General features: G+C 58.8%; 22 protein-coding genes. 8 read left to right on the top strand and 14 right to left on the bottom strand.

Going from position 1 to position 23,740, the window contains the following annotated elements; genetic code table 11:
• Nucleotides 1-7: 7 nt before the first annotated feature.
• Nucleotides 8-1,603 (bottom strand): cytochrome ubiquinol oxidase subunit I, encoded by a 1,596-nt coding sequence (locus EO133_RS11245; protein WP_206513511.1) that lies wholly within the window; start codon nt 1,601-1,603, stop codon nt 8-10.
• A gap of 153 nt (nt 1,604-1,756) precedes the next feature.
• On the opposite strand from EO133_RS11245, the gene cydD reads away from it, so the two are divergent.
• The 3 genes from cydD to EO133_RS11230 are packed head-to-tail and all read left to right on the top strand — an operon-like array spanning nt 1,757 to nt 5,666.
• Entirely contained in the window at nt 1,757-3,505 is a 1,749-nt protein-coding gene (gene cydD / locus EO133_RS11240) for a thiol reductant ABC exporter subunit CydD (protein ID WP_127072734.1), read from the top strand.
• Nucleotides 3,502-5,166, top strand: coding sequence for a thiol reductant ABC exporter subunit CydC (gene cydC, locus EO133_RS11235; protein ID WP_127072733.1), 1,665 nt, complete (start codon nt 3,502-3,504; stop codon nt 5,164-5,166). Before cydD ends, cydC begins: the two co-directional genes overlap by 4 nt.
• Complete coding sequence (locus EO133_RS11230; protein WP_127072732.1) at nt 5,163-5,666, top strand: hemerythrin domain-containing protein; 504 nt, start codon at nt 5,163-5,165, stop codon at nt 5,664-5,666. Before cydC ends, EO133_RS11230 begins: the two co-directional genes overlap by 4 nt.
• Here the strand turns inward: EO133_RS11230 and EO133_RS11225 are convergent.
• From EO133_RS11225 to EO133_RS11215, 3 genes are all read right to left on the bottom strand, one after another.
• A complete protein-coding gene (locus tag EO133_RS11225; protein ID WP_127072731.1) occupies nt 5,663-6,052 on the bottom strand; it encodes a type II toxin-antitoxin system death-on-curing family toxin in 390 nt (129 codons plus the stop codon). The two genes, EO133_RS11230 and EO133_RS11225, sit on opposite strands and share 4 nt — an antisense overlap.
• Nucleotides 6,049-6,276 carry an AbrB/MazE/SpoVT family DNA-binding domain-containing protein gene (locus tag EO133_RS11220; protein WP_127072730.1) on the bottom strand — a complete coding sequence of 76 codons (228 nt, stop codon included), beginning with the start codon at nt 6,274-6,276 and terminating at the stop codon, nt 6,049-6,051. The genes EO133_RS11225 and EO133_RS11220 overlap by 4 nt, the downstream gene beginning before the upstream one ends.
• A 61-nt stretch (nt 6,277-6,337) precedes the next feature.
• A complete protein-coding gene (locus tag EO133_RS11215) occupies nt 6,338-7,075 on the bottom strand; it encodes a Crp/Fnr family transcriptional regulator (RefSeq protein ID WP_127072729.1) in 738 nt (245 codons plus the stop codon).
• A gap of 756 nt (nt 7,076-7,831) precedes the next feature.
• Here EO133_RS11215 and EO133_RS11210 point away from each other — a divergent pair.
• Entirely contained in the window at nt 7,832-8,824 is a 993-nt protein-coding gene (locus EO133_RS11210) for a carbon-nitrogen hydrolase family protein (protein ID WP_127072728.1), read from the top strand.
• Nucleotides 8,825-9,174: 350 nt separating this feature from the next.
• Here the strand turns inward: EO133_RS11210 and EO133_RS11205 are convergent, their stop codons facing one another.
• Nucleotides 9,175-9,657 carry a GNAT family N-acetyltransferase gene (locus EO133_RS11205; RefSeq protein ID WP_127072727.1) on the bottom strand — a complete coding sequence of 161 codons (483 nt, stop codon included), beginning with the start codon at nt 9,655-9,657 and terminating at the stop codon, nt 9,175-9,177.
• Nucleotides 9,658-9,803: 146 nt separating this feature from the next.
• The gene (locus EO133_RS11200) at nt 9,804-10,199 is read right to left on the bottom strand and encodes a hypothetical protein (RefSeq protein WP_127072726.1); all 396 of its coding nucleotides are present in this window, start codon (nt 10,197-10,199) and stop codon (nt 9,804-9,806) included.
• A gap of 408 nt (nt 10,200-10,607) precedes the next feature.
• Between EO133_RS11200 and EO133_RS11195 the strand changes: the two genes are divergently transcribed.
• From EO133_RS11195 to EO133_RS11180, 4 genes are read left to right on the top strand one after another with little or no spacing between them, the layout of a single operon-like run.
• Nucleotides 10,608-11,621, top strand: a complete 1,014-nt coding sequence (locus EO133_RS11195; protein ID WP_127072725.1) for a metal ABC transporter solute-binding protein, Zn/Mn family — start codon at nt 10,608-10,610, stop codon at nt 11,619-11,621.
• Complete coding sequence (locus EO133_RS11190; RefSeq protein WP_127072724.1) at nt 11,618-12,400, top strand: metal ABC transporter ATP-binding protein; 783 nt, start codon at nt 11,618-11,620, stop codon at nt 12,398-12,400. The genes EO133_RS11195 and EO133_RS11190 overlap by 4 nt, the downstream gene beginning before the upstream one ends.
• 6 nt (nt 12,401-12,406) lie before the next feature.
• Nucleotides 12,407-13,534, top strand: a complete 1,128-nt coding sequence (locus tag EO133_RS11185; RefSeq protein WP_127072723.1) for a metal ABC transporter permease — start codon at nt 12,407-12,409, stop codon at nt 13,532-13,534.
• Nucleotides 13,531-14,658 carry a metal ABC transporter permease gene (locus EO133_RS11180; RefSeq protein WP_127072722.1) on the top strand — a complete coding sequence of 376 codons (1,128 nt, stop codon included), beginning with the start codon at nt 13,531-13,533 and terminating at the stop codon, nt 14,656-14,658. The genes EO133_RS11185 and EO133_RS11180 overlap by 4 nt, the downstream gene beginning before the upstream one ends.
• 23 nt (nt 14,659-14,681) lie before the next feature.
• On the opposite strand, the gene EO133_RS11175 is transcribed toward EO133_RS11180, so the two are convergent.
• From EO133_RS11175 to EO133_RS11140, 8 genes are all read right to left on the bottom strand, one after another.
• A complete protein-coding gene (locus tag EO133_RS11175; protein WP_127072937.1) occupies nt 14,682-15,650 on the bottom strand; it encodes a branched-chain amino acid ABC transporter permease in 969 nt (322 codons plus the stop codon).
• Between the two features lie 14 nt (nt 15,651-15,664).
• Nucleotides 15,665-16,552: a branched-chain amino acid ABC transporter permease gene (locus EO133_RS11170; protein WP_127072721.1), complete on the bottom strand. Its 888-nt coding sequence runs from the start codon at nt 16,550-16,552 to the stop codon at nt 15,665-15,667.
• 88 nt (nt 16,553-16,640) lie between these two features.
• Complete coding sequence (locus EO133_RS11165) at nt 16,641-17,816, bottom strand: ABC transporter substrate-binding protein (RefSeq protein WP_127072936.1); 1,176 nt, start codon at nt 17,814-17,816, stop codon at nt 16,641-16,643.
• A gap of 50 nt (nt 17,817-17,866) precedes the next feature.
• Nucleotides 17,867-18,595 (bottom strand): ABC transporter ATP-binding protein, encoded by a 729-nt coding sequence (locus tag EO133_RS11160; RefSeq protein WP_127072720.1) that lies wholly within the window; start codon nt 18,593-18,595, stop codon nt 17,867-17,869.
• Nucleotides 18,588-19,346, bottom strand: a complete 759-nt coding sequence (locus EO133_RS11155; protein ID WP_127072719.1) for an ABC transporter ATP-binding protein — start codon at nt 19,344-19,346, stop codon at nt 18,588-18,590. The genes EO133_RS11160 and EO133_RS11155 overlap by 8 nt, the downstream gene beginning before the upstream one ends.
• Nucleotides 19,343-20,134 (bottom strand): 3-hydroxybutyrate dehydrogenase, encoded by a 792-nt coding sequence (locus EO133_RS11150; RefSeq protein ID WP_127072718.1) that lies wholly within the window; start codon nt 20,132-20,134, stop codon nt 19,343-19,345. The genes EO133_RS11155 and EO133_RS11150 overlap by 4 nt, the downstream gene beginning before the upstream one ends.
• A 215-nt stretch (nt 20,135-20,349) precedes the next feature.
• Nucleotides 20,350-21,771 carry a sigma-54 interaction domain-containing protein gene (locus EO133_RS11145; RefSeq protein WP_127072717.1) on the bottom strand — a complete coding sequence of 474 codons (1,422 nt, stop codon included), beginning with the start codon at nt 21,769-21,771 and terminating at the stop codon, nt 20,350-20,352.
• A 10-nt stretch (nt 21,772-21,781) separates the two neighbouring features.
• A complete protein-coding gene (locus tag EO133_RS11140; protein ID WP_127072716.1) occupies nt 21,782-23,722 on the bottom strand; it encodes an acetoacetate--CoA ligase in 1,941 nt (646 codons plus the stop codon).
• Between the last annotated feature and the right edge of the window lie 18 nt (nt 23,723-23,740).

Here is a 23,740-nt window from a genome sequence, read left to right as displayed (position 1 = left end):
CCGTTCCTTATTCTGCGGGTTGCGCTTTTGCATCGTCTTCATATTGACGCGGCAGTCCGGTTTCCTCGTCGTCCTCGCCATTGAGCAGCGCGACATAATCCTTGGGACCGGCCTTGATCGCCTTGACCATCAGGATCACCATGATGATCGCCAGCACCGTGTATATCGTCACATAGAAGGCGAGGCTGAGGACCAGATCGAGCACCGTCAGGCTCGAAGCGGCATAAAATGTCGGCAACACCCCTTCGATAGCCCAGGGCTGACGCCCGTATTCGGCAATGATCCAACCGGCTTCTGCGGCCAGCCACGGCAATGGCAGGACGGCGACGGCGGTGTAAAGGAACCATTTGTGCTTATCGAGCGTACCGGTCGACGCCTTCCAGAAAGCCAGTGCAAAAAAGGCGATGAAGAAGAATCCGATCCCCACCATCAGACGGAAAGTCCAGAACAGCGGCCACACATCGGGCACGGTATCCTGCGCGGCCATGGCAATTTCAGCATCGCTCGCATTCTGGATATCGGTACGATACCTCTTGAGCAGTAGGCCATAACCGAGGTCTTCCCAGGTGTCGGCGACCGTTTCGCGCGCTTCCTGATTGTCGGGGTCATCCTGCAATGCCTGCAAAGCGTCATAGGCGACCATGCCGTTACGGATACGAACTTCGGCGCCCTCCACAAGGTCATCGATACCAGGCAATTGCTGATCGAACGACCGGGTTGTGATCAACCCCAGAACCCACGGAATCTTGATTTCCCAGATCGAACCGTCGGCTCGCGGAAAGGCCACCAGTGCCAGACCGGCTGGCGCGTCTTCGGTGTGATACATCGCCTCCATGGCCGCGATCTTCATTTTCTGGTGCTCGGTTGCAACGTAACCGCTCTCGTCACCCAGAACGACGACCGAAAGCGCCGATGCGAGGCCAAAACTTGCCGCCACGACCATCGAGCGCTTCGCCAGTTCGATATGCTTGCCCTTCAAGAGGAACAATGCGCTGATCGCCATCACGAACACCGCGCCCGTCACGTATCCGGCCGAAACCGTATGGACGAATTTCGCCTGCGCAACGGGGTTGAAAATCACCTCCATGAAATTGGTAATTTCCATGCGCATCGTGTCGGGATTGAAGGTCGCGCCGACCGGATATTGCATCCAGCCATTGGCGACCAGAATCCAGAGCGCGGAGAAATTGGCTCCAAGGGCGACAAGCCAGGTGACGATCAGATGTCCGATCTTTGAGAGCTTGTCCCAACCAAAAAAGAACAACCCGACAAAGGTCGCCTCAAGAAAGAAGGCCATCAGCCCTTCGATGGCGAGCGGGGCGCCAAACACGTCGCCCACATAGTGACTGTAATAGGACCAGTTCATGCCGAACTGGAATTCCATCACAATCCCTGTCGCAACACCCATGGCAAAGTTGATGCCGAACAGCGTGCCCCAGAACAGGGTCATTTTGCGCCAGATTTCACGTCCCGTCATCACATAGACACTCTCCATGATCGCCATCATGAAAGAGAGCCCAAGCGTGAGCGGAACAAACAGGAAGTGGTATAAGGCCGTTGCTGCAAATTGCAGCCGCGACAGGTCCACGACGGTTTGATCGATCATTATCGTTCGCCCTTGTTATTTAAAAGCCTGACTTTTGCCCAAGCTTGTCTCCTTTAACCAAGCCGCAGCGAGTCCCGCTTTGATCCAGATCAATGCGATTTGCGCCCGTGTGCCGCACGGTGAAGGTGTAAAAAAACAACCGGCAATTCGATGTCCCAATCCTTCCCGCCTTCGCCCGATAAAGCCCGCAACGCCAGAATGATGGATTTGCGTCGGCATGGTGGATTTGCGCTTCGTCTTGCCATCGGCTTGCCGCTCGTCGGCGGCATTCTGCTTGTGGCGCAAGCATTGGTACTGGCCAACATTCTGGGCCGGGTGATCCAGGAAGGAGCCGCCGTCGCGACCGTCACACCGCTCGTCCTTGCGGTCGCCGCCATTTTGCTTGTCCGCATCGCTATTGGGGTCACGGGCGAACAGGCAGGCCAGATTGCTGCGGAAAAAATCAAGCTGGCCTTGCGGCACGCGCTTTTTGCCCATGAGATCGAAAAGCGCAATGGCCTCGGGCTTGCGCCTGCGTCCGGCGCCATCGCAACCGCAATCGTCGATCAGACCGAAGCCATAGAAGCTTTTTTTGCGCGCTATCTGCCCGCCATGATTGGCGCAGTATTCCTGCCCATCGCCTTTGCCGTTGTCCTGTTTCCCGTGGACTGGATCATTGCCCTGTTATTTTTGTTCACGGCGCCCGCCATTCCGCTGTTCATGGCGCTTGCAGGCATGGGTGCACAGACCGCCACCGACCGGCAGGCCAACGCATTATCGCGCCTGTCGGCCTATTTCGCAGACCGGCTGCGCGGTATCGTAACGCTTAAGCTTTTTGGCCGCGAACAGGATGCCATCGCAGACGTCCATAAGGCCAGCGAAGACCTGCGCCGCCGCACCAATCGCGTTCTGGTCATCGCCTTCCTCTCGTCGGCCATTCTCGAGTTTTTCGCCGCGCTCGGCGTTGCGGGTGTCGCGCTCTATGTCGGGCTGACCTATCTGGGTTTTCTGCCCTTCCATCCCGAACTGACCCTCACCATGGGCTTTTTCGCGCTGCTGATGGCGCCCGAAGTCTATCAGCCGCTGCGCCAGCTTGCCGCCCATTACCATGACCGCGCCGCAGCGCGTTCCGCCATCGAGCAGATCGAAAACCAGATCGGCAAGCTCGACGCGCTGACAATACTCCAGCCAGCCAAATCGCCACTGATCCGGATCAATGCCGCCGCGCTCGCGATTGAAGACCTGACTGTCAAAACGTCATCGGGCCGCGCCATTCTCGATGATTTGAACCTCTCGCTCTCGGCAAGCCAAAGCCTCGCCATCATGGGCGAAAGCGGTATTGGCAAAACCACACTGATGCGCGCGATCGCACGCCTTATACCCTATGAAGGTCAAATCCTGATCGACGGCACCGAAACCTGCGAACTGCCAGAGGCCCAATTGTGCCAGCGCCTGGCGGCCATCACGCAAAAGCCGCGCATTTTCCACGGCACGCTTTATGACAATATCCGATTTGCCGCGCCCCAGGCATCGGACGAAGCCGTCCACACAGCGGCATGCCGTGCCCGTGTCATGGACTTTGTTAGCGACATGCCCGAAGGCCTCGATACACTCGTCGGCGAAGGCGGCGAAGGGCTATCGGGCGGACAGGCCCAGCGCATCGCACTCGCCCGGCTATTTCTGATCGGGCCCGGCCTTATCATTCTCGATGAACCGACCGCTCATCTCGACCCCGAGACAGAAGCTGCCGTTCTCGACGAAATCTTTGCCTTTGCCGCGGGCCGCACCCTCATCGTTTTAACCCATTCCCGTTCCGTCGCGGCGCGCGCCGACAAAGCCATGCGCCTTGCTGGCGGCAAACTTCACACAATGCCGCATATGCGTTCCGCAGCCGCCAATAAAGAGGAGCATCGCGCATGAAAGCCCTCGCCTATTTCGCACCCCTTTTCGCACCGCACTGGAAGCGGCTGGCGCTGGCTCTCGTCCTTTCGCTTATAACCATCGCAGCGGGTACGGCGCTGCTGGGCGTCTCGGGGTGGTTTCTGACCGCCACCGCACTCACCGGCGCTGGCATCTCCTTTAACCTGTTTGCGCCATCGGCAGCGGTGCGCGGCTTTTCCCTCATTCGCATTGTTTCGCGCTATTTCGAAAAGCTGATCGGCCACAATGCCACCTTGAGCCTTTTGTCCGACATTCGCCGCTGGCTCTTTGCCGCACTGTTCCCGCGGCTTCCCCTGCCGGGCCGCTCCCTGCGTCATGGCGATCTGGTCAGCCGCCTGACCGCAGACGTCGATAATCTGGATCAGCTCTTTCTTCTGGCCATCGGCCCAATGATCGCGGCCATTATCCTGGGTTCGATCATTACCGGCGTTCTGGCACACTTCCTCCCGGCGGCGGCCGTCATCTACGGCGTGGCAATCTCCGTTGCGCTTTTTGTCATTCCGGTAATTCTGATCGCAGCGACCAAAAAACTCGGCCAGAATCTTGTCGAAACCGCCGCTACATTGCGCGCCCATGTGCTCGATGCGGTTGCCGGCCATGACGACATCATCCTTTTCGGCCAGCAGCAGCAAACCGCTCTCCGTTTTGAAAAAACCGCGTCCGAACTGGCGAGCCTGCGCAAAAAGCAATCCCTCGCAACCTCAATTGCAGGCGCCAGTGTTCAGGCATTAACCGGCCTTGCACTTATCGCCATTCTCTTTACCGGGCTGCGAACACTTGAACTGGACGCCATCACCGGTGCGCTTCTCGCTGGCCTTGTTTTCGCGGTCATGGGCAGCTTTGAAGCCACCAATGTCATCATTCGCTCGGTCGGAAAATTCGGCCAGGCTGCAGCTTCGGCAGAGCGGCTCAAAGCGGTTGCTACCATGCCGCCTGCCATCCGCGAGGCCGCACGCCCTATCGCGCTGCCTGAAGGCAACGACATCCATTTCGAGAACGTGACCTTTGGCTATGGCGCATCGAGGCCGATCCTCGAGAACATTCACCTGTCGCTTGCCGCCGGTGAGCATGTCGCAATCTCCGGGCCGAGCGGCTCGGGCAAATCCACCCTGCTTGCCCTGCTGCTGCGCCTTGCCGATCCGCAAAAGGGCTCGATCACGATTGCCCGAACCGACACCCGCGATGTCGCGCTCGCCGACCTGCACGCGCGCGTCGCGCTCCTGAGCCAGGACAGCCCGGTCTTTTTCGACACCGTGCGCAACAATCTGCTCATCGCCCAACCGCAAGCCACCGATGCCGAGCTGTGGAGCGCCCTGCGCACTGCCCGGCTCGAGCAAACCATTCGCGCCCTGCCCCTTGGGCTCGACACGATGATCGGGGAAACCGGTGCCACCCTCTCTGCCGGACAGGCCCGGCGTTTGTGCCTCGCACGCACGCTTTTGTCGCCTGCTGGTATCGTTGCGCTCGATGAGCCCACCGCAGGCCTTGATCGCCAGACCGAGCTTGAATTTCTCAGTGACATTCCTGCTGCCCTTGCCGGTCGCACCGTATTGCTTGTTTCCCATGCGCAAATCCCCGCTGATCTGCCGTTGCGCAGGTTCATCCTGGCGCATGGCGAACTTGAGGAGCAAAGCTCATGACCAGCCCGCTGCCCGAAGCCGCCTCCCGGTCGGATCGCCACGATCCCTACGGCCTTGGCGATTTCCTGCTTGCCAGCCATCGCGACCAGCTTGCCCTTTGCGCAAGCCTTGAAGCCATTGCGGACTCCCTGCCCGCTCAGATCGACCGCCCTGCCTGCATCAATGCCGCCCGCGCACTCAGCCCTGTTATTTCACACGCCCACACGCTCGAAGAAGACGTGGTCTTTCCCGCCATCGCCCGGCGCTGGCCGCAGCTTTCCGGCCTCACCCGTACCATTGAGCGGCTGAAGTTCGAGCATCTCGAAGACATCTGCTTTTCCGAAGAACTCTACGACGCGCTTATGACCTATGGGCGCGGCGAGGACCGCCCTGCCCCTGAAGCCTTCGGCTATATGCTGCGCGGCTTTTTCGAGGGTCTGCGGCGCCACATCGCGTTTGAGCAGGAAGTCATCGTGCCGTTGTTCCGGTTGGGTGCATCGGGGGATGACAGAAACGACTAAACGGCCTTTGAATTGGCGGTAAGGAAACGAGCATAGTCTTTCTCGTCGATCTCGCTTGCGGCAAGTGCGAGCACAGCATTGGCAGCGTCCTCCTGACTGGCTGAAAATTGGAAACCATTCAGTTCAAGAAGCAATATGCCAAGCACGAACCCGGTCCGCTTATTGCCGTCCACAAAGGGATGGTTTCTGACGATCGCCGTCGTATAAAGTGCTGCCAGTTCAACAATTTCGACAGACTCGCTATAGGCTGCAAACTGTTGTGGCCGCGCCAATGCCGACTCCAGCAATCCCTCATCGCGAATGCCTGCCGCTCCGCCATGCAGAACCAGCAGCCGCTCATGAATTACGAGCGCTTCGTCACGCGCAATCCATGTCGGTTCGCTCACTTGGCCAGCACATGCAGCGTATCGCGATACCGGTGCATGATGTCTTCGGCCTTGCTCATCTTGTTTTCAAACTCCGGGTCAAAGGGCACCAGCCGATAACCGCCATCTGGGGTCTCCGATAGGTATAATTGCTCCCCGTCGCGCGTGTTGAGGCGTGAAACCACTTCCTTGGGCAACACCACACCCAACGAGTTTCCAATCTTCCGCACTTTCAATTCAACCATCGCAGGCACTCCAAATTGTTACCACCAATGTAATAACAGTCACCCGAGAGTGCAAGCCACGCTATCCGCAGCGGACCTTTAGCCGTCCAAGATCGGGCACCGTGACCTGTCGGTTATTGACGATCTCGATCACCCCATCCTTGCGCAATTTGGTCAATTGCCGGGAGACTGTTTCAATGGTCAGCCCCAGAAAGTCGGCAATATCGGCCCGGCTGAGCGGCAGGTCGAATTTCATGCTGCGTTCGCCCCGTTCCTCTTGCCGTTCATTGGCAACCGGATCGATATGGGTTGCGATCAGCAGCAGGAAAGTCGCGACCTTTTCCGAAGCGGTCTTGCGCCCCAGCGTCACCATCCACTCGCGCGCCTCATCGAGTTCGCGCAATGTTTGCTCCATCAGCCTGTGCTCAAGCTCAGGATGCGCCTTGACCAGCTTTTCAAGCGCCGATTTCGGGATCTTGCACAATTCCACCGGCGAAGCCGCTTCGGCCTCAAGCGTATTCTGTCGCCCAAACAACCGTCCCAGAAAATCGGGCGCAAACTGCAGACCCACGACCTGCTGGCGTCCGTCCTCGAGCATTTTGGACAGCTTGACCACCCCGCGCATCACGTTGGCATAGCTTGTGATCTCGCTGTCGTCAGCGATCAGTTCGGCCCCGGCCTCATAGCGCACTGTCTGAGTATATCGGGAAAGCTCCAGCAGATGATGCTGGTCGAGCGCACCGCACATGCCCTGATGCCGCACTTCGCAACTGCGGCACAGTATCGGCACGTCAGAATTGTGAATATCGTTCCGGCTCATATTTGCGCCTTTAAACCTGTGGAGTGCACTATACGCCCCACCGTCCCCTACGGCGATCCTCGAAATCGTCGCACATCCCTTGATCAAATTGAAGCACCCTCCAAGTTTGACTTTAATCAAAGCGGACGTGAGCGGTAAGGGGCAATGCTTACGGCGACACAATTGCTTCGGGCCGCAAACCTATAATGGCTGGCTCAGGGACTTGCCCACAAACGCCACGCCCGCACATCATCTGCATTTTCCCTGCCGGTCTCAACCTCACGGCATCGCCTGCTGGCGATATGACCGGTCGTGCAGGCAATTTTTCTGCGTTCGATCCGTCTGCCACATGGGTGATAACTTTCGATGTGCGCGGGCCGACTGGAAATCCTGGCGGTTCTCGTGCTTCTCAGCCCAACCTTATGGCACCCGCAAGACGCCGGATCGCAAAATAGGCCATGCGGAAACCATGGTCTTCGTTCCAACAGCATCCGACGCCATTGCGGTCGTTCATTGGCGTGATCGAGGCATCACAAACCGGACATGATACGACACCAATACATGTCGCAGGTTTCGGGGATTTCGCGGGAGATTGACGAATCGGCATTGGACCGACATTCTAAATATGGCGTGGCCTGCGCCTAACCTCGCAAGACCTTCCCCAGCATGGTCTTAATCGGAGGCAAAGGGACTTCTGTCTCGGGTCGCTGTCTTGGTCCGATCGTTTCGGGCGGGGTTGCTGGGGAACTCACGGCCGGAACGTGAAAGGCCCTGACAATGACGCAAAACGGAAATCTCAAACGCCGTGTCCGTGCTCGCGCAGCAAAAACAGGCGAGTCTTACACCGCGGCTCTCAGACATATTCGACAAGCATCGCCCGATCACTCCGACACCAAATCGGTGCGCTTGGCTGTCGCCCAAACGTCGTTCTTCAACGATCCTCGCGATATTTCCGGGCTCCGTGCCAGCGGAATGGAAATGCGTGGCCTGATGCGTGACGCCCATAAGGCCGGTACGCGACTTATACATTTCCCCGAGGGAGCAACTTGCTCTCCCAACAAGCGGGTTATGTCCGAGAATGGACCTAGAGAAATCGGCCCTTCTGACTGGGCTCGGTTCGAATGGGCCATTCTTCGTGAGGAGTTGGACGCGACCAGCAAGCTGGCGAAGGAGCTTAAGCTATGGACGGTGTTGGGCTCGGTCCATCAACTCACCCCGCCGCATCGCCCGCACAACAGCCTATATGTCATCTCTGATCGGGGGGAGCTGGTAACCCGCTACGATGAGCGGATGCTATCGAACACGAAAATCTCCTTCATGTATTCGCCGGGAAAAGCTCCGGTGACATTTGATATTGATGGCGTCTGTTTCGGCTGCGCAGCGGGCATGGAGACGCACTATCCAGAAATATTTTCCGAGTATGAGCGGCTTGAGGCGGATTGCATCTTGTTCTCGACTACAGGCGAGATGCCTTCCGCCGCGCCAGCTTTCGCAGCAGAGGTATTGGGGCACGCTGCAAGCAACACGTTTTGGGTTAGCTATTCGGCCCACACGCCGCAGAGTTTGGTCGTCCCTTCGGGAATTGCTGCTCCCGATGGTCAATGGGCGGCGCGATGCCCGGCAGGTGACGCAGCCGCTATTGCTGTAGCGGACATCACCATTGATCGGGGAAATCTTGCACGGCCGTGGCGGCGAAAGGCTCGCGCCGATTTTTACGCCCCTCATCAGGTGGACAGCGACCCGAGGAGCGACGGTCGCAACCTGTTCTGACGAATAGGCATTGGCCAGCGGGGCGGTTTGCACCGCTGGCCAGCCAATCATCCTGAATGCCTCTGCCTCGTGGCGAAAATCCTAAGCTGTGCGACAAAATCGCCAGCGCTGAATTTTCAGGGAAATTTCCGTCGCAAAAGTCAGGTGCATAAACCCGTCTTGCGGTACAGACGCTTGCGACAATGGAAGTCTGCTTCCATCCCCTATCAGCCAGAAGCCGACAGTCCCCTTCCCACCCCTTTTCTGCCGTTCAGAGGCAATCGCCTGGAGGTGGTTCTTACGGCCAGTTCATCAGGGATCAGCATTTCATGCGTCGCAGCGAACGCAAGATACGCTCATCGTATGTCAGTCTAAAGCGTTTGATACATCACCAGGGCGTCAACATAGCCGTGGGTCGGGTGGCTGAACGCGAGGGGCAATCGCCCTACGATCTCAAAACCCATCTTCTGCCATAGCGCCACTGCGCGCTGGTTGGTGCTCACCACAAAATTAAACTGCATTGATCTGTACCCGCGCGAGCGCGCATAGACCAATGAGTGTTCGCACATGCGTCTCGCGATCCCTCGTCCGGTCGCTTCAGGTGCGGTCATGTATCCACAATTGCACACATGCTGCCCGCCGCCGCGCTGGTTGGGTCGGATGTAATATGTTCCAAGGAGGGCTCCCTCTTCCTCGGCAACGAAAACCTCGTTGTCAGACGCCAGCCAGTAGGCAAGAGCCTCCGCCTGGCTCAATCCCCGATCGAGAGCATAGGTCTCTCCCGCTCTGATGGTGGGCTCCATGACAGACCAGACGGCATGAGCATCGGCGGATGTGGCAGGGCGAATAAGCATGACATTCTGATAGCGGGTGCATCTCGCGCTGAAAAGCAAAATAGGTCGGCAAAAGTCCGCTTGCGCTGGTTCAATGCCACAACCCGCAATCCCTCGCCTGCCTCAAAGTGATCGGTCAGAACCGCAGGCTTGCCAGTTGGGTCGCCCTATACGTCTTCATCGGGATAAGGCAGGTCATCGGCAGAAACATTGATGTAGTCTGGTGCCGGTGTAACCGGGAATCTCACCGCCTGAACGTGTGAGCGCTGCTCCAGTAGCACTTTTACGAGGCGGTGCATTCCATCCATCAGTCGGCCATCCGCGCGCAGCAGGATCGGGTAGGTCAGATCCGCCTGCTGGACCAGAGCCATATGATCGGCCAGCGCGCGCGGGGTCGGCAGTTTGTCTGGATTGTCGTACCACCAGTTCTCATCCAGTTCGGAAATTTCCGCGATGGAGACAAGCGATGGCGTGAGTGCCTTGGACATCCGGATCAGTCGATGAATGTCCCAGGCATGGAGATCGCCCCCAATCGTTCGGAAGTGATATTGCTTTCTAAGCATCCAGGCCTCGCCGTGTCGTGCGTGGCGTGAAGTAACCACGTTTACTCAACCAAGTGAAGGACGGCCAAAATCCAACCAGTGGCGTGTGAATTTGCCCACGACTCGCGTCTATTTCTCTATCGGCTGCGACCGGAAACGTGCGTGCCCTTCTGCCTCGAATTGCTTCTTTCCGTCCACCTCACCGCCAGCATCTGCACAGCTACAGCTAAACCTAAACCTACACTCCTGCACCTATTACCCGCACACTATCCGCCTGCGCCCAGCCCCCCACTACCCGCCTGCTCACTCACACTCATCCTCAGCCCTTCACACTTGCGAATAATTCCTAATTGCAATTGACACATTGCGAATGATTGTCATATTCAAAATGAACTGATACAGCTTCTCCCGCATTGCAAAGGAATGGATATGACACCACAGCCCGCCACATCGCCCCGGACGTTCGCCCCACGACTCGCTGGCGTTCTCGCCGCGCTGGCCGTCACGACCGCAGCACCGGCCACACTTGCCCAATCCGCCCCCCTCAATGTGGTTGCCACCATCGGCATGATCGGCGACGTCGTAAGCGAAATCGGCGGCACTTGTGTCAGTGTCGCAACCCTTATGGGTCCGGGCATCGACCCGCATCTCTATCAGGCCACCGCCCGCGATGTGCAGACACTCTCGTCCGCCGAGCTGATCCTTTATTCGGGCTTTGGCCTTGAAGGCCAGCTAGGTGACGTGCTGGAGCGCTTTGGCGAAACCGTCCCAACCCTGGCGGTAGCTTCCGCCTCCGTGCCGACATCGGAACTCATAGCAGCCGACGATCTTTACGGCATCGACCCGCATCTTTGGATGGATCCTGGCCTTTGGATCAATATTGTACCCGTACTTGCCCAAACGCTCTCCGAACAGGCTCCCGATTGCGCGTCAGAGATCGAAGCCAACGCCACGACCTATGCCGCCCAGCTTGAAGCGCTCGACCAATGGGCAGCCCAAACTATCGCTTCGATCCCGGACGATCAGCGCATCCTTGTGACGGCCCATGACGCCTTTGCCTATTTCGGCCGCGCCTATGACATCGAGGTCGAGGGCATCCAGGGCATTTCAACCCAGTCCGAAGCCGGGATCGCCGATATTCGCGAAACCGCCGCGCTGCTGGTTGAGCGCGAAATCCCCGCCGTCTTCATCGAATCCACGATCAACCCCCGCACGATCGAAGCGGTAATTGAAGCCGCCGGTCAGCAGGGTCATGCCGTTATCATCGGAGCCGAGCTCTATGCCGATGCGATGGGCGATGACGGCACGCCCGATGGCACCTATATTGGCATGATTTACGCCAATGTCGCCAATATCGCGGGCGCACTCGGCGGCACTCTAGCTCCCCTGCCCGCTCCGCTTGCCGACTGGGCGCAACACTGGGATATCGAAACCGCCCGATGAAAAACGATTTGCACGAGCCGGGACTGGCGCTTCACGTTGAAGATTTGACGGTCTCCTATCAATCCCGGCCCGTGCTATGGGATATCGATTTCGACATCCCACCCGGCGTCATGGCGGCCATTGTCGGCCCCAATGGCGCCGGAAAATCCACCCTGATCAAATCCGTGCTCGGGCTGGTCAAACCCACCGCCGGCCATATCACGATGTTCGGGCGCCCCTATAAAGTCCAGCGCCGCAAGGTCGGCTATGTGCCCCAGCGCTCCAGCGTGGATTGGGATTTTCCCACCACCGCGCTCGATGTCGTGACCATGGGTCTTTATGGCCAACTGGGCTGGATCAAACGCCCCGGAAAATCCGAACATGCCCGCGCCCGTGCTGCGCTGGAACAAGTCGGCATGGCTGATTTTGCCACCCGCCAGATCAGTCAGCTTTCCGGCGGACAGCAGCAGCGGGTTTTTCTGGCCCGCGCACTGGTGCAGGATGCCGATCTCTATTTTCTCGATGAGCCCATGGCCGGGGTCGATGCCACAACCGAACGCGCCATCGTCAAAATCCTTCACGCCCTGCGCGATGCCGGCAAGACCGTAATCGTCGTCCACCACGACCTGCACACGGTCAGCACCTATTTCGACTGGCTGGTGATCCTCAATGTCCGTGTGATCGCGCAAGGACCGGTGAGCCAAACCTATACGCCCGAAAATCTGCGCCGCGCCTATGGCGGACAGATCGCGCTGCTCGATCGCGACAATTTCCTCAATGCCACCCCTTCGGCATCGTAAGTGGCCATGCTTGCGCTCCTGTCCGATTTCACCATTCAGAATGTGATCATTGGCGCCATGCTCCTGGGGCTGATCTCTGGCGTGCTCGGCTCCTTTGCCGTTTTGCGCAAGCAAAGCCTTCTCGGTGACACGCTTTCACACGCCGCCCTACCCGGCATTTGCCTTGGCTTTCTGATCGCAGGCTCGCGCAACCTTGGCGCCATTCTCGCCGGTGCGCTCGTCACCGGCGCGCTGGCAGCGCTCTTTATGGTGCTGCTCACCCGCACAACACGACTCAAGACCGATGCCGGCTTGGGCATTGCCCTTTCCCTGTTCTTCGCCCTTGGCATTGTCTTTCTCACCCATATCCAGGCCACCGGCGGGGCTGCGCAAGGCGGGCTGGAATCCTTCCTGTTCGGCCAGGCCGCCGCCATCCTGCGTTCCGACCTCTGGGTCATGGGCACAATAACGGCCATCGCACTCGCGCTCGTTGCGCTGTTCTGGAAGGAGTTCAAACTCGTCACGTTCGATCCGGTTTTTGCTGCAACGCTCGGCCTGCCGGTACTGGCGCTCGATATCGCGCTGACCCTGATGATCGCGCTGGCCGTTGTCGTGGGCTTGCAAATGGTGGGCGTGGTGCTCATGGCCGCCATGGTTGTGGCGCCCGCAGTCGCGGCGCGCCAATGGAGCAACCGGCTCGATGTGATGGTGGCGCTCGCCGCAATTTTCGGCATGGTATCGGGCCTTTTCGGCGCCCTCGTCAGCGCCACCGCGCGCGGGCTGTCCACCGGCCCACTGATTATCCTTGCCGCCTCGGCAATCGTCATCGTCTCGCTGCTTTTCGCTCCGGGCCGCGGGCTGGTCTGGTCCGGCCTCAAACGCCTTGAAGACAAGCGCGCGCTGCGCGGACGCCGCGTGCTGACAACGCTGTATCGCCTCGCTGCCGAGCACAAGGACCCCGCCTATCCGGCCGAACAGGCTATGGTCGATGCCTATTACGGGCTTGAAACCCGCCCTGTGCTCAACCGCCTGCACCAACGCGGGCTCATCGCCCAGGTCTGCCACATGCCCGAACAGACACCCCATTGGGTACTGACCGACCAAGGCATTGCCGAAGCCGAGGCCCTTCTGGGCCACCGGGACGACACGCCATGATCCAGTCCTTTTTCAACGATCCGGGCCTGATGATCATGACCACCGGCGCGCTTGTCGGCATCGCGGCATCGCTGGTCGGCACCTTTCTCGTCCTGCGCGGCACCTCGATGCTGTCCGATGCCATCAGCCATTCCATCGTCTTTGGCATCATCATCGTCTGGCTCATCACCCGGCAAACCGCCGGGCCCGTTCAGATCATCGGTGCGGCGCTCACCGGTGTGCTGACCGTCTTTCTCACTGAAGCGCTGGCCAGCACCAAACGGGTCAAGACCGACGCCGCCATCGGACTTGTCTTTCCGGTGCTGTTTTCCATCGGCGTGCTGCTGATCAACCTTTACGCACGCGATGTTCATATCGACGAGCATACTGTGCTTCTGGGCGAAATCGGTTTCGTCTGGCTCGATACGATTACGCTACTGGGCTACCGCCTGCCCGAAGCCGTGCTTTGGATGAGCGTCATAACGGCTGTCAATCTCGGCTTCGTTCTGCTGTTTTATAAGGAACTCAAGCTCGCAACCTTCGACCCGGCACTTGCCACCGCGCTCGGGCTGGCGCCGGGCCTTGTCTTTTACGGCCTGCTCATTCTCACCAGCGCCACGGCCGTTGCAGCCTTCGATTCTGTCGGCGCCATCCTGTTTATCGCCTTTGTCATCGTGCCCCCCTCTGCCGCCTACCTGCTCACAGACAGGCTATCGCTCATGCTGGCAATCGGCGCGGCAATTTCTATAGGAGCGGCGATTTCGGGCTATTGGCTAGCGGTCCATTTCAACGTCTCGATCTCGGCCATGATGGCGCTGATGACCGGCGCCGCGCTCATCGCTGCCTTTCTGGCCGGTCCCCGTTACGGCCTTGTCGCGCAAATGGTCCGCCGCCGCTCGCTACACCGCGCCAATGCGTGCCGCACGCTCACCGTCCATCTTTACAACCACGAGGGCGAAACCGCTCGCGAGGCGGAAAACGCCGCCGCCGCCCTGCGCGATCATTTACGCTGGAGTGAAACGCGCGCCCGGCAGGTGCTGATCGACAGTCTCGATCGGGGGCTGATCACCCGCGACGGAGCCGTACTGACCCTCACCGAAAAGGGGCGCGCGCTGGCCCGAGAAGTTTTGGAGCCGCAGGTCTGACATTCGCGGCTCACCGTTTTTCGCTACAGCGGCTTTTTAAGCCACTTGCCGATCACCCCGACAATACCCTCGCGGAACAGCAGCACCGCAATCACAAAGATCGCCCCTTGCAGCACCGTTACCCAGGCGCCAAAGCCCGCGAAATAGTTCTGCATGGCGACGATGAGCGCCGCACCCGCAATCGGGCCGAATATCGTGTGGATGCCGCCAAGCAACGCCATTAGCACGACCTCGCCTGACATGGTCCAATGCACGTCTGTCAGCGAGGCAAGCTGGAAAACCAGCGCTTTGGTCGCCCCTGCCGTGCCCGCTAGCGTTGCCGAAATCACGAACACGGCGAGCTTGTAGCGATTGACCTGATAGCCCAGCGAAATCGAACGCTGCTCGTTTTCCCGGATCGCCTTGAGCACCTGCCCGAATGGCGAGTGGATGATCCGGTAGATCAGCAGCACGCCCCCGAAACAGATCGCGAGCACAAAGAAATAGAATGCCCGGTCATGACGTATGTCGAACAGCCCGAACAACAGATTGCGCGGCACGGCCTGAATGCCGTCCTCGCCACCGGTAAAGGGCGCCTGTAGGGAAAAGAAGAACACCATCTGCGCAAAGGCCAGCGTGACCATGGCGAAATAAATGCCCTGTCGCCGGATCGCGAGCGACCCGATTACAAGACCCAGAACGGCCGCCGCCCCTGTACCGAGCAGAACGGCAAGTTCGGGGGTGAAGCCCCACATCTTGGCCGCATGGGCTGAAATATAACTCGCCCCGCCAAAAAAGGCGGCATGGCCGAAACTCAAAAGCCCACCATAGCCGAGCAGCAGATTGAAGGCGCAGGCAAAAAGCGCAAAGCACAGCACCTTCATCAAGAACACTGGATAAAGGAAAAACGGCGCAGCGAGAAAGAAGATCAACAGTGCCGCAAATATCCCCATATGCAGCACAGGAACCCGCAGCGGCTGTCGCGTTTTTTCGTTCACCGGCGCACCGCTCATTGTCTGATCCGTCATTATGCGGTCCTCCCGAACAGCCCGGCGGGCTTGATAAGCAACACGATGGCCATGATGACAAAGATCACGACAGCCGACCCTTCAGGGTAAAAGACACGCGCCAGCCCTTCCACGAGCCCCAGCCCGAACCCGGTGAGGATTGCCCCCATGATCGAACCCATGCCCCCGATAACGACGACCGCGAAAACGATGATGATAAGATCGGCGCCCATATTGGGATTGACCGAATAAATTGGCGCGGCAAGCACGCCTGCCAGGGCTGCCAGCCCAACGCCAAAACCATAGGTCAACGTAATCAGCCGCGGAACATTGATCCCGAAAGCCCCCACCATGGTCGGGTTTTCCGTTGCGGCACGTAAATAGGCGCCGAGCCGCGTCTTTTCGATCAGGAACCATGTGCCGAAACACACTACAACCGAGGCAACCACCACCCATGCGCGGTAATTGGGCAGGAACATGAAACCCAGATTGGTACCACCCTGCAATTCGGGCGGGATCGAATAGGGCATCCCGGAAACCCCATATTGGTTGCGGAATAGCCCTTGAATGATCAGCGCCAGCCCGAAGGTCAAAAGCAGACCGTAAAGGTGATCGAGATGGTAGAGCCGTGAGATCATCAAACGCTCGATCACGATGCCCGACGCCCCCACGATAACCGGCACCAGCACCAGCGCCCACCAGTAACTCAGCCCGAAATAGGTCAGCAGCATCCAGGCGACGAACGCACCCATCATGTATTGAGCGCCGTGGGTGAAATTAATGATGTTGAGCAACCCGAAAATGACGGCCAGCCCAAGGCTGAGCATTGCATAAAACGAGCCATTGATCAGCCCGAGCAGCAATTGCCCGAACAGGGCTTGAGGCGCGATGCCGAGAAGTTCAAACATGGGCGTTATCCTTCGCCTTTGATGTGTTTCCAGCAAAAGCGGGATGCGCCAGTAATCCTGTGGCGCATCCCCAGCTTGGTCGGGAGGATCAGTTCACCAATTCGCAACCGCCGTCTTCAAGCGGACGGAATGCGGTTTCAGCGGGAATGGTCGCAAGATGCTCGTAATAATCCCAAGGACCGCTCGATTCATCGGGCGACTTGACCCGGAACAGGTACATGTCGTGGGTCTTGCGTCCGTCTATCCGCAACTCACCACCGCCCATGACCGGATCTTCGATCGGCAATTCGCGCATGGCTGCCATCACCAGTTCAGCATCTTTCGAGCCGGCATGCTCGACGGCCTTGAGATAGTGCAGCACGCCTGAATAGACACCGGCATGAACCATTGTAGGTTTGGCGCCACGCTGGGCCTCGAAACGCTCCGACCATTCGCGGGTCTCATCGTTGAGGTCCCAATAGAAGGCTTCGGTCAGGACCAGACCTTGTGCATCGTTGAGCCCCAATGCGTCGACATCGGTAATGAAGATCAGCAACCCGGCAAGTGCCTGGCCAGCCTGTGTGATACCGAATTCCGATGCCTGCTTGATAGCATTGACGGTATCACCGCCGGCATTGGCCAGCCCGATCACCTTGGCACCCGATGCTTGCGCCTGCAAAAGGAAGGATGAGAAATCCTGGCCGGGGAACGGATGACGGACAGTGCCCAAAACCTCGCCGCCGGATGCTTCGACCACCGCAGAGGTATCGGCCTCGAGCGCATGACCAAACGCATAATCAGCGGTCAGGAAATACCAGCTATCGAATCCCTCCTGCACCATGGCCGAGCCGGTGCCATTGGCCAGCGCCCAGGTGTCATAGGTCCAATGCGCGGTATTGGGCGAACACATCGTGCCAGTAAGGTCCGAGGACGCAGCGCCTGAAACAATGAACACCCTGTTTTTCTCGCGCGTGATTTCATGCACGGCAATCGCTGCCGAAGAGGTCGGCACGTCAGCGATCACATCCACGTTGTCGTTATCGTACCATTGACGCGCAATGGTCGACGCCACATCGGGCCGGTTCTGGTGGTCGGCGGACAGGATTTCAACATTGATGCCCTTGTCGGCAGCACCGAAATCCTCAATTGCCATGCGCGCCGCAATTACCGAACCTTCCCCCGAAAGATCGGCGTAAATGCCCGAGCGGTCGTTAAGCACACCGATCCGAATGTCGATGGCGAGCGCGGAGCTGGTCATCAATAGCCCTGTTACCAGAGCCAGCATTGGTTTAGCGATATTCACTTTGGTTTCCTCCCTTTCGTGAATTTCTTGGCCTACACGCCCAGATAGGCGTGCAATTTCTCGATATTTTCCTCCAGCTCGGCATTGGGGATCGTGTCGATCACCTTGCCCAACTCGATCACATAATGCCGGTCCGCAACCGAAGCCGCGAAATGGAAGTTCTGTTCGACCAGAACGATGGTGAAGCCCTGCTGCTTGAGCATGGCGATGGTCGCACCGATCTGCTGCACGATCACCGGCGCAAGCCCTTCGGTGGGCTCATCGAGCAGCAGCAGATTAGCGCCAGTGCGCAGAATGCGGCCGATGGCCAGCATCTGCTGTTCGCCGCCTGAAAGTTTGGTTCCCTGGCTCGAAAGCCGTTCCTTGAGGTTCGGGAACATCTCGAAAATCTGCTCAACGCTCAGCCCGCCCGGTTTGACCCGTGGTGGCAGCATGAGGTTTTCCTCAACGCTGAGCGAGGAAAATATCGCCCGCTCCTCAGGGCAAAGCGCGATCCCCGCCCTGGCGATGTCCCGGCTCGGCAATCCGATAAGCTCGCGCCCGTTCAGCGTCACCGACCCCTTGCGCTTGGCCAAAATCCCCATGATGGCCTTGAGCGTTGTCGTTTTGCCAGCGCCATTGCGGCCCAGAAGCGTTACCACTTCGCCTTGCGCCACATCGAGATTGATGCCGTGCAGCACATGGCTTTCCCCGTACCAGCCTTCGAGATCGCGTACGGCCAGAAGCGGCGCCGTATCCAGTTTGGGTGCAGCCTCAGCCATGTCCAACTCCGATATAGGCTTCGATTACGCGCGGATCGTTCGAGACGGTTTCGTAATCACCCTCGGCAAGAACCTGCCCGCGCGCCAGAACGGTGATCTTGTCGGAAAGGTCGGCGACAACAGAAAGGTTGTGCTCGACCATCAGGATCGTGCGATTGGCCGAGATTCGCTTTATCAGCGCTGAAATCCGCTCGATATCCTCCTGCGCCATCCCCGCCATAGGCTCATCGAGCAGCAACAGTTCGGGTTCGAGCGCCAGCGTCGTCGCAAATTCGAGCGCCCGCTTGCGACCATAGGACAATTCCCCCGCCAACTCGCCCGCAAAATCGGTAAGCCCGACTTCCTCGACCCGGCGCATCGCCTCCTCGTCGAACTGGTTCAGCACCCGTTGGGACCGCCAGAAGTCGAAATTGCCACCGCGCCGCCGCTGCAACGCCACGCGCACATTTTCCAGCACCGTCAGCTTGGGAAACACCGCCGAAATCTGAAACGAGCGCACCATGCCAAGCCGCGCAATATCTGACGCAGCCATGGTGGTAATATCCTTGCCGTTGAAGCTGATCGAGCCCGCCGTGGGCTGCAAAAACTTGGTTAGCAGATTAAAGCAGGTTGTCTTGCCCGCCCCGTTCGGACCAATCATTGCATGGATCGAGCCGCGCTTAACGTCGAGATTGACATCCTTGACCGCCATGAACCCGGCAAATTGCTTTGTCATGCCCTTGGCCGACAAGATCACGTCTGTATCGCTCATTTGGCCGTCCACCCTCCATCAATCGAGATCGCCGCCCCTGTGATCGAGCGTGCCATGTCCGACGCGAGATAAAGCGCAAGTTCGGCCACTTCCTCGGGCTGCACAAACTTTTTCGTGGGCTGGGGCGCCAGCATCACCTTGCGGATGACATCCTCTTCGCTCATGCCATGCACCTTCGCCTGGTCGGTGACCTGAGCGGCAACCAGCGGCGTCCACACATAACCCGGACAAATCGCATTGACCGTGATGCCCATTTCCGCGACTTCCAGCGCCACGGTCTTGGTCAACCCCACAACCGCATGCTTGGTCGCGACATAGGCGGACTTATAGGGAGAGGCGCGCAGGCCATGCGCCGAAGCGATATTGACGATACGGCCCGTGCCGCGCTCCTTCATCCCCGGCAGTGCAGCACGGATCGTATGATACGCACTATCGAGGCTGACAGCGATGATCCGCTCCCAATCCTGGGGTGGAAGATCTTCGACAGCCGCCACCTTCTGAATGCCGGCATTATTGACCAGAACATCGACACGCCCGAACTTTCCAATCGCGGCATTGGCCAGCGCAAAGCTCTCGGCGCCATCGGCAAGATCGGCTTCAAAATAAAAAGGCGGACACGGACCGTTGCCAGCAATCTCGGCAATCGCCGCCTGCGCGTCCGTAACGCTTTCAAGCCCGTTGATCACCAATTGATGTCCGGCCCGCGCGAAACGCTTCGCAATGGCCAAACCGATCCCGCTTGTCGCGCCGGTAACGAGCACGACCTTTGGCTCGACGTCTGATGACATCGTTCCTCCACCCTTTTGTCGTTTTACGAGGACTTTGATGCCCCGCTTTCGGGAACATCATTTCAAGATGCGTGCCAGTTTTAGAGAGCTGAGGAAATTCCCCGGAATTCCGGCGTTAAGCCAAGATTCCGCCGCTCAAACCGTGCCGGACTTTGCGCCAAGGAAGCAAAGCTTGTCCGGAAATCGGAACGGACACATGTACGGAATACCGGACGCTACAGTGCCAGATCGTGTCGCTTGAGCTTTTCGTAAAACTGGCTGCGCGAAACACCGAGCAGCCGCGCTGCTGCCGCTTTCTGGCCCTTGGAGCGGTTGAGCGCATCGAGAATGGCATCGCGTTCGGCCCGGTCCTTAACTTCGGCCAGTCCCCCTTGATCGCCACGCACGAGATGCACCTGCCCGCGTTCGAGTAATTGCGGCATGGCGCGTGAAATCACACCGAAATCAAGGACTTCACTGGGTGCGATCGCTGCTGCCCGTTCAAGCACATTGCGCAATTCACGTACATTGCCCGGCCAGTCATGACGCTGCAAAAGCCCGATCGCGTCGGGCTCAATGATCCAGCCGCGCATATCTTCGGACCTTGGCGTATCTTGGAGCAGCCGCTCGCAAATCACCGCCATATCTTCGAGCCGCTCGCGCAGGGGCGGCACCTGCACCGTCAGCACCGCAACCCGGTAATACAGATCGGCCCGGAAGCGCTTGGCCGCCATGAGTTGGTCGAGGTCCTGTGAGGTCGCCGCAATGATCCGTACATCGATCTTTTTCAGCGCGTTCGACCCCAGCGCCTCGATCTCACCTTCCTGCAGGACGCGCAGGAATTTCGCTTGTATCGACAAGGGCATATCGCCGATTTCGTCGAGGAATAGCGTGCCGCCATGCGCCAGTTCGAACTTGCCCTTGCGCGCTTTTTTTTCCGCGCCGGTATAGGCGCCCGGCGCCACGCCAAAGAACTCGGACTCCAGCAGCGCTTCGGGAATTGCTGCCATGTTGACGGCGACGAAGGGGCCGTCTGCCCGGTCGGACGCCTGATGGATCGCATGGGCCAGAAGTTCCTTACCGGTGCCCGTTTCCCCAAGTATCAGGGCGGGCCCATCGCGCAGCGCAAAGCGACGGATCTGGCTTTTCAATTCCGTCACCTTGTCGCTGACACCCACGAAATTGGCGAGCGAATATTTCGTCGACCGCTCGCGATCAAGCGCCGCCTGCGCCCTGCTGAGTTGGCGCTGGAGTTGTTCCACTTTTTTCAGGATCGGGGCGAGATAGTCCACATTGTCATAAAACACAAAACCGATGGCGCCCTGAACCGTGCCGCTTTCATCCTTTAGCGGAATCCGGCAGACAACAAGCTGGCGCTCTCCGATCTCCATGATGTCGAGCAGACTTGCCCGGCCGGTTTCCACAACCCTGCGCAGCATCGAATGCGGCAGCACCTGCTCGACCGGAAGGCCAACCGGATCGAAACCTTCCGCAAGCTTCAAAAGCCGTCGATAGCGCCCGTCCATCCAGGTGATGCGCGCCTGCGCATCGACCATGATCGCGCCCTCGAAATAATCTCGCAGCAGGTTGAAGGCCCCCATGGCCTCCTTGACGATGGCGGGTGGCGTTGTGCCATTTGAGGTCAGCGCGCGCACCATGATCTGTCTCCTACTCCCGCAATTGCGGCAGGTTCCTATAGTGGTCCAGCGCTTCGGGATTGGCCAGCGCCGTTGTGTTCTTCACGACCCGCCCATGGATCACATCCTTGACGGCGATCTCGGAAATCTTCCCGTTGCGTGTGCGCGGGATGGCAGGCACGGCAACAATCTTTGCTGGAACATGGCGAGGGGTCGCACCGCTGCGGATGCGCTGCCGGATGATTTTTTCAAGTTCAGAATCCAGCGCGTGCCCTTCGCGCATTTTGACAAACAGGATGACACGTTGGTCGCCTTCGATCTCCTGTCCCACGGCCAGCGCTTCTTCCACCTGGTCGATGGTTTCCACCTGTCGATAGATTTCCGCGGTGCCGATCCGTACGCCGCCGGGGTTGAGCGTCGTATCGGATCGCCCATGAATGACATAACCGCCCGACGGGCGCTTTTCGACATAATCGCCATGCGCCCAGACACCGGGGAAGCGCGTAAAATAAGCGTCTCGATAGCGCGAGCCATCCGCATCGCCCCAGAACATGACCGGCATCGAAAGATGCGCGTTGCGGCAGACAAATTCGCCCGGCTGACCGGAAACCGGATTGCCCGCGTCGTCGAGCGTATCGAGATCCATGCCCAGCATGGCGCCCTGTAACTCGCCCCGGCGCACCGGCGACAGTGGATTGCCACCCAGGAAACACGCGCAAATATCGGTGCCGCCCGAAATCGAGGCCAGATGCAGATCGGCCTTCCAGTCGCGATAGATATAGTCGAAACTTGCCGGGATGAGCGGCGAGCCGGTCGAAAGGATCAGCTTGAGCGTTTCGAGACTATGGCTCTCGCGCGGCTTCAGCCCCGCTTTCAGACACGCATCGATGTACTTGGCGCTGGTGCCAAAGACCTCGACGCCCTCACTATCGATCAGATCGACCAGACGGCTGGCCTCGGGACAAAAGGGATTGCCGTCATAGGTGACAAGCGTAGCGCCGGTGGCCAGGCCAGTGACCTGCCAGTTCCACATCATCCAGCCGCATGTGGTGAAATAAAAGAACTTGTCGCCCGGTTTTATATCGCATTGCAGCACAAGCTCCTTCTTGTGCTGGATCAACAAGCCGGCCGCAGAATGGGTGATGCACTTGGGCTTGCCGGTCGTGCCGGACGAAAAAAGGATCGCCAGCGGCGCCTCGAAAGGCAGCCGGTTAAACGCGATTTCTTCTGCCTTATAAGGTGCCAGCCAATCCTTGAGCGTTATGCACGGCAGAGCGCTAAGGCCTTCGGGAACCTCATCTCCGATCAGAACGATCCGCGCGAGATCGGCCCCTTCCGCCACCGCGTGGATAGACGCGGACACATCAATACGCTTGCCCGCATAACCATATCCGGGCACGGCCAGCAGCACTTTCGGTTCGATCTGACACAGCCGGTCCGAAGCGCCTTCCGGGCCGAAATCTGGCGAACACGAGGACCAGATGGCGCCAATCGCCGCTGTCGCCAGATAACCGATGATCGCCTCAATGTCATGGGTGACGATTGCCGCCACCCGGTCCCCTTCTCCAACCCCTTCGGCACGCAAAGCCTGCACCATGCGCGAGACCTGATCGTAAAGCGACGCGCGGGTTATCTCGCGGCGTGTACCGTCGTCGCGATGGGCGATAACCGCCAGACTGTCATTGGGATTCTGGAGAAGATTTTCCGCATAATTGAGCCGCGCGCCGGGATAAAATCTCCCGTCGCGCAAACCGGCACCGGCAACGAATGCAGCCCCGCCCTTGTCTCCCACAATGCCGAGGAAATCCCAGAGTGCGTCGTAAAAAGCGTTCGGTTCGCGGATCGACCATTCGAGCAGCGCCGCATAATCGTCGGGCGCCGCGCCATGTTCATGTACGGTTTTTTCCGCAAAGGCCCATAGCGACGACCCGCGCTTGCGTGCCTCAGACGGCGTCCACAAGATTTCGTTCATAGACAGCACTCCTCCCCC

This window comes from Pelagibacterium lentulum, assembly GCF_003992625.1.
Taxonomy (GTDB): Bacteria; Pseudomonadota; Alphaproteobacteria; order Rhizobiales; family Devosiaceae; genus Pelagibacterium; species Pelagibacterium lentulum.
The sequence above is the reverse complement of the archived record's forward strand: the minus strand, read 5'-3'. Positions and strand labels throughout refer to the sequence as shown.